This is a genomic window from Nitrososphaera sp. AFS (assembly GCF_009898475.1).
Lineage (GTDB): Archaea > Thermoproteota > Nitrososphaeria > Nitrososphaerales > Nitrososphaeraceae > Nitrosopolaris.
The window spans coordinates 1-5,764 of the sequence record NZ_QURE01000084.1 but is presented as its reverse complement, the minus strand read 5'-3'; the positions used below and the strand labels follow the sequence as shown (position 1 = coordinate 5,764).

Here is a 5,764-nt window from a genome sequence, read left to right as displayed (position 1 = left end):
CATTGGTTCTATTTTTGATCACCTTCTAAGTAGGATATCATTCTCGGGAGACAATGGCTTTTCAGGTTAACAAGCTATGAATATGTTTGATCAGCCGTTAAATTTTTGTAAAAAAAGTAAGACGGGGAAAACACATTGTGCTTTTTTACGAAGAGACAGAATATGCCAGGATTATCCTGTTTGAGTTTCTTAAAAATGGGCTATTAAATAAAGAACGGTGCGTTTACATTTCGGAAGAGAACGTCGAAGCAGTGGAGCGGGAAATGTCCGATGCCGGAATAAACACCGAGGAATTTATGAAAAATGAGTTACTGTCAGTACACCAAGTTCCAAATCTTGCGGGATATTCAAATATTACCCAAACCACATTGGAAAATCTCTCACAATTTGCATTGCATCCTTGGACAAAGGATGGTCGACCGGATAGGCTTGTACTCCGATGCATTTTCAAGATTAACACCCAAGATCAAATCCGATCCAATCTGGAGTGGGAACGGCAGTTTCGTGCAAAGGATCTGAAGCTTTTGCAAGGGACGATGATTTGCACATATCCCGTCAGCAACATTATACCGACTATTTCTGATCCAAATGGGGATTACGGTAAATGGATGAGTGACCTTTTAGAGTTATATGACGGGGTGATTTTTGCACGTAAATTCTGGACAGGAGTGGCTTTTTTTGCTAGATTGATAGCCACCTATGCGTACAAAAATGTAAGATGAGTGACATTTGGCGTCACTCTAACCCAGTCAGAATAAATAATATGCCAAAATCACCGCAAATAATATAAGTGATCTCACATATAGAATGCATACTGAGAAATGGTGTCAAAGAGACTGGTTCACACAGCAAATAATTCAGAACCGACGTCGAGAAAAGGTTATGATGACAAATCTACGCCTCAAAGACTGTCAAGGCTAATTGATAATATCAATCTCAAAATAATTGAAGAGCTTGTGAAGAATCCTGGCACAAGTAGCTCCTCTCTTTCGACCAAGCTGGAGATTCCACTCTCCTCACTGCAAAGGAGAAGAGCAAGAATTGAAAAATATATTCTAAACAAGAGCTATCAGATTAATCTAAGGTCAATCTCAGGTAAAGTAGGGGAAGTAGTCATTAATGTAGAGAAAGGAAAATCAAGAGAGGTAGCCAAGCAAATTCTGAAGAGATTCAAGGGCAACGTTATGAGCGTTTCTACTAGAATTAATGCTGAACACAATGTTGCCGCACATATTATGTATAATGACACTGCTGAATTGCATGCTTTATTGGAGAATATCAAATCAATGCCGTTCGTGTCGCATTTACAGTGGTCGGAAATTGTTGAGGTAATAGGTGACAATAGTCACGCCGTTATGAGCGCCTTCTTTGTGAGGTCGAAGCCAAAGTTCCCAGTCTAAAACAAGAGATTTTAAGCATTTACAGAACTTAGGATTTAAAGATGGATCTGATAACCTCGAGATTATTGTGGTAGTGCAATACGATTCGCACAATAATTCTAGAATTTTATTTTAAATACCAGATTCAGCTTCTCATCAGTAACTATAATTAATGTGTTTGAAGTAGAATGTTATGCTCCCTAAAGTTTAGATGTTCTAACGTTGGATTCAAGCCTGAATGTTGATATACTTCTTTACAATTCCTGACAGGACTTTGACGTCACAGTTATGCCAAAGGCGGCAACTATCCCTCTGCCTACTGGTACTCACCTAAAAGACATAGCAGTCGCAGTTCAATCGTGGAAGTACACGCCAAATGTCATCTCGGTAAATAAAGGAGATCTTGTTAGACTGCATTTTACCACTGCACAAGATGAAGTTGAACTCTATAACGGCCATGGCTTTGGTATAGAAGGATATAATGTAAACACGAGCATCTTTGTAGGCTTCTATGGGTGCGACCCGGTACGTGCACAGGTTAATTCACCAAAAGGCAGCGCCACTACGATGATTGGTAACGCTACCATTCCAGGAGTAACGCCTCACATAAATTACAAGAATGTAACTTCCAACACCTTCAATAAGGATAACACCACAGCTCCGATATCTCCAACCGGAATATCTACGCAATCAAAGCATCTTCCACCTGCAATAGAAAATAGTACTAATGCCGCTAATAATGCAACCATGCCAAATACGAGCGGAACAAATGCCACTACTCCCAAGGTACCCTCGGTACAAAAATAATCAATTTTCTCACATGAACTAGCTCCAAGTTGATTTTTGAATCCCGCCTCTGTTATGGGCCTAGCGCTCCAGATCCGAATACTCAAGCAATTTATTCAAGACTACTCAAGTAACAGTTATTGGGATGAAGGCTGATCCGCGTTTTAGCGATCCGTTCATTTCAGGTAATGATATAACAGATAGAGTCTTTAAACAACATACAATGCCAAATTCCTATTCGCACCCAGATAACATTTGAAGAAACTAAGGGAAAGGTGAACCGAAGTGAATGAATGAATTAAAGAGTTACCTCTTTTTTGTTTTTAGGCCCGGATAAAGTAAGGAGATGTATCGCTCCAATAGCTACTAATAATTTGAATGTTTCTAGGACGGCTTTATAAGGTTATATGGCACATCTAGTTTAGCCCCCATTATGTGCCATCTGAAAACCACTAATGTTGACTCCTAGATCTACATCAGTTTTTGATGGAGGACATTTACCTGTAAGTCCAAATAGATTCAGACAAGCCGGATTCTCTACGGTAGTCTTGTGCCCTGATAACTGAGCCATTGCTTGCGCTATTGTGCACGCTGCGAGCAGAACCACTATCCCAACAATTGTGGTCAAAAATATCGCAGTAATTGTCATTGTAAACTTGGCCAGTAGTGACAACCGTACTATGGTTTAGGCTGTTGGGGATCACGAAGGATGATAATGATCTTTCTATAACGCCTTCAAATGATTCTGAATCTCAGCATTCATTCCTAGCATAGCATCTCTCATATCTAGTGTCTGTGCGATCTGATGGTGCGGTAATATACGTAATTGCCGTGTCAGCAATTAAAATGGAAACCTCAAGATCCTTCAGATCGCAATTCGAAGATTCAGATTGTACGCGGCAATATTGGAGAAGAATGTATTAACTTCTCTTCACAACCAGCTTAGTTGCTCTTTCTATTTCATATGCACTATTATATTCAATATTGTTTTTAAGGTTACGTTGAAGTAGACTCAAGATATTTTCCCGGCTTTGTCTTTTATTACTTCTGGGGTTCTTTTTAATATGACCAATAATTTCCTCCTTTTCTGCTGGGAAGTCCAACCCTTCAAGCAAATTTTCCATCGCGACAGCTGAATTCGTATCTAAAGCTTGATTCTCTGCCGCCTCTTTTTTACTAACTGCAGCCGATCGTGTTTCTTCTGAGTGCATATGCACAGTTCTTTGTCTCTCTATTCTGCTCTTTTGACTAATTTTTCTTTCTTGTTGTACCCCCTCCTCAAACCGTTTATGAATGGCCAAGTCATCAGGTGCATGGAACGACTTACCACAGTTTTGGCATACAAATTCTGTCCTTGCAGATGGATTCACTTCAGGAAAATCCCTCCTTTCCTCTGATATATTGACTGCTTGTGAAGCCTTAATGCTACTGCCTCCCGTACGACGAGCTGATTGAGTATGTACTGGATTTTCTCGAGTTTCATCCGTTATTTGATTTGCTGTCTTTTTCTTTGGGTCATTTTCCACTATTGCCTTTCGAATATGGTATTGGTCCTTGAATTGAATATACCCATCTAGGTTTTGAAACAAAGAGACCATGTCAGGATCATTCGTAGACTTCTTGACGTGATTAATGATATCACCTTTTAATGCTGGAAATTTTAATCCTCTGAGTAAATTAATACTTTTGTTAAGAAAATTTTCATCAGATATGGCCGTCTCCATGGCACGATTCAACGCTTCTGAATCATAAGTTGGCCTATGTTTAACCGCACGAACGCTATCCTTGGAAATATCTCGATTCATCGTATCTCATTGGACGCTATCTTTGATAATGGTTTAATATATCGCATAAGAGAACCATTCTTTGCTGTATTTGACACTTTATACTGTGAACCAAAGCAGGAGATCTATTTAATTTGTCATTTAAAAGAGCAATCATCAAACATCTTCAATACATTTCTAAGCCCTTTTTCCTCAAATAATATTTGGACGAAACCATACCTATTCTATTCTACCCATTGGAGAAGTGACAAGGGAGTTAATTTAGAGCCTAAAGCCTTGAATCTGTCTATGAGACAACCTATATCTATATTGTTGTGTAAAGGGCTCTCATATGTCAAGAGAAACAACTCAGACAATTCCACAGGAAGCAACTAAGCTGAAGAAGTTGGGAAAGGTCACCGCCAGATATATGGAAATGGAGCAGTTTAGTGACTCTGATCATCATACCGGATATTTTTGCTACAATTGTATATACTTCATAAAGCCAAATCATTGTGCAATTGTTACTGATGAGGGTGAAGATGTAAATGGTCATACCTCTGGCGTTATAGCGCCACATGGAATATGTGCTCTTTGGGAGCCCAATGAGAAAGAAATTAAATAGTACGTTGTCATAAGCTGTATATCTTAGTTCTTTTACTTTTCTTTCTACTAATGACATCTCAACTTGCACTTGAAGGTTTCCAAAATGCTATATTAAGCAAAACAGTTAGGTAGACCGGAATTCATGTGGGCTGCACTTGACCGATACAGGCTGCGGTCTATATGTTATTTCGCTCAGATTATGTGTCCATTGAGTTACAGTTATGTCTTTCGTACATACACATTCCTTTTTTTAGTATTCATTTGCTTTATTGATTATATAATAGGCATAGGTATTGATATTCGAGCTTAGAATTTCATTTGGTAGATTTCTGTAAACTTTGATCTACTTATAGTATGTAGTGTACACAATAACGGCCTTTACGAGTCTGCCATACAAACAGATCTGCAGCCGGGATCTTGTAACCCCTAAGAACTGGCTGCAGTCTGCTTGCATAATCCTGTGGCTTACAGAACGTGCACAGTGGTTATTATTCACCTTACATTGGAGCAGCAATAATTCCAACCCGGTTAAAGCTCTTTGTGATGTACGCAAAGATACGCTATTGAAAAATCTAATCTTGTATCAAAGAAGTGATTGTCTGCTCATATCCATTGCTATAGATCTCTATGATGTTGCCGAATGGATCTTCGCAGAATACTATCTTGTAGCCTTTATCTGGAACAATCTCCCAGACATTGCTGCGTTGTCTCCCGCCAGTTTCCGAAATTCTTTTGCATAGGTCTTCAATATTTGGATCTGTTATGCAAATGTGTGTAAATCCAGATTTCCAATACTCAAAGTTCTGCTGACGCCTTTCTGCCTTTGGTTCAATGAATTCAAAGATCTCAAATCCGATTTGATTGCCTGAACTCAGCCAAGCCGTTCGCATTTGTTTCAAATCTGGACCGTGAATATCGCTTACAGCTTTGCCAATTACAGAATTATCAGGTAAAAATTTGACCGGTCCTGCTATTGCTTGAAATCCAAACACTTCTTTGTACCATTTTATAGCTTGATCCAAGTCGGGCACGCTTATCGCTATGTGGTTTATCACCTTAGGATATACCGATCGCATTGATGATGGAATTGGCTTTGAATCGATAATAGCGTCATCCATAATCCATATTCTTATTTTGACGCTAGTTATTAATCATTCAACCGTTTCTTGGTTGTCTGCAATTTGATTATGGTATCATATGCAAACATGTTCCATTCGAGCAAAATGGCAT

At 39.0% G+C, this 5,764-nt stretch carries 7 protein-coding genes; 4 read left to right on the top strand and 3 right to left on the bottom strand.

Annotation, left to right across the window (positions count from 1 at the left end; translation table 11 throughout):
* Positions 1-137: 137 nt before the first annotated feature.
* The 3 genes from DYY65_RS08810 to DYY65_RS08800 all read left to right on the top strand — a co-directional run bounded on the left by DYY65_RS08810 (position 138) and on the right by DYY65_RS08800 (position 2,186).
* Entirely contained in the window at positions 138-722 is a 585-nt protein-coding gene (locus DYY65_RS08810) for an MEDS domain-containing protein (protein ID WP_162477594.1), read from the top strand.
* 99 nt (positions 723-821) lie between these two features.
* Positions 822-1,400 carry an Lrp/AsnC family transcriptional regulator gene (locus tag DYY65_RS08805; RefSeq protein ID WP_162477593.1) on the top strand — a complete coding sequence of 193 codons (579 nt, stop codon included), beginning with the start codon at positions 822-824 and terminating at the stop codon, positions 1,398-1,400.
* A 267-nt stretch (positions 1,401-1,667) separates the two neighbouring features.
* Positions 1,668-2,186 carry a hypothetical protein gene (locus tag DYY65_RS08800; RefSeq protein ID WP_162477592.1) on the top strand — a complete coding sequence of 173 codons (519 nt, stop codon included), beginning with the start codon at positions 1,668-1,670 and terminating at the stop codon, positions 2,184-2,186.
* 400 nt (positions 2,187-2,586) lie between these two features.
* Here DYY65_RS08800 and DYY65_RS08795 read toward each other — a convergent pair whose 3' ends face one another.
* Complete coding sequence (locus tag DYY65_RS08795; protein ID WP_162477591.1) at positions 2,587-2,814, bottom strand: hypothetical protein; 228 nt, start codon at positions 2,812-2,814, stop codon at positions 2,587-2,589.
* 271 nt (positions 2,815-3,085) lie between these two features.
* A complete protein-coding gene (locus DYY65_RS08790; protein WP_162477590.1) occupies positions 3,086-3,970 on the bottom strand; it encodes a DUF2795 domain-containing protein in 885 nt (294 codons plus the stop codon).
* Between the two features lie 310 nt (positions 3,971-4,280).
* Between DYY65_RS08790 and DYY65_RS08785 the strand changes: the two genes are divergently transcribed.
* Positions 4,281-4,553: a hypothetical protein gene (locus DYY65_RS08785; RefSeq protein ID WP_162477589.1), complete on the top strand. Its 273-nt coding sequence runs from the start codon at positions 4,281-4,283 to the stop codon at positions 4,551-4,553.
* 553 nt (positions 4,554-5,106) lie between these two features.
* Here the strand turns inward: DYY65_RS08785 and DYY65_RS08780 are convergent.
* A complete protein-coding gene (locus DYY65_RS08780; RefSeq protein ID WP_201449424.1) occupies positions 5,107-5,652 on the bottom strand; it encodes a VOC family protein in 546 nt (181 codons plus the stop codon).
* Positions 5,653-5,764: the final 112 nt, after the last annotated feature.

Bases quoted from the DNA above. Each gene is read 5' to 3' on its own strand.
- DYY65_RS08780 (WP_201449424.1), bottom strand. From the start codon at position 5,652: ATGGATGACGCTATTATCGATTCAAAGCCAATTCCATCATCAATGCGA.
- DYY65_RS08800 (WP_162477592.1), top strand. From the start codon at position 1,668: ATGCCAAAGGCGGCAACTATCCCTCTGCCTACTGGTACTCACCTAAAA.
- DYY65_RS08795 (WP_162477591.1), bottom strand. From the start codon at position 2,814: ATGACAATTACTGCGATATTTTTGACCACAATTGTTGGGATAGTGGTT.
- DYY65_RS08805 (WP_162477593.1), top strand. From the start codon at position 822: ATGGTGTCAAAGAGACTGGTTCACACAGCAAATAATTCAGAACCGACG.
- DYY65_RS08790 (WP_162477590.1), bottom strand. From the start codon at position 3,970: ATGAATCGAGATATTTCCAAGGATAGCGTTCGTGCGGTTAAACATAGG.
- DYY65_RS08785 (WP_162477589.1), top strand. From the start codon at position 4,281: ATGTCAAGAGAAACAACTCAGACAATTCCACAGGAAGCAACTAAGCTG.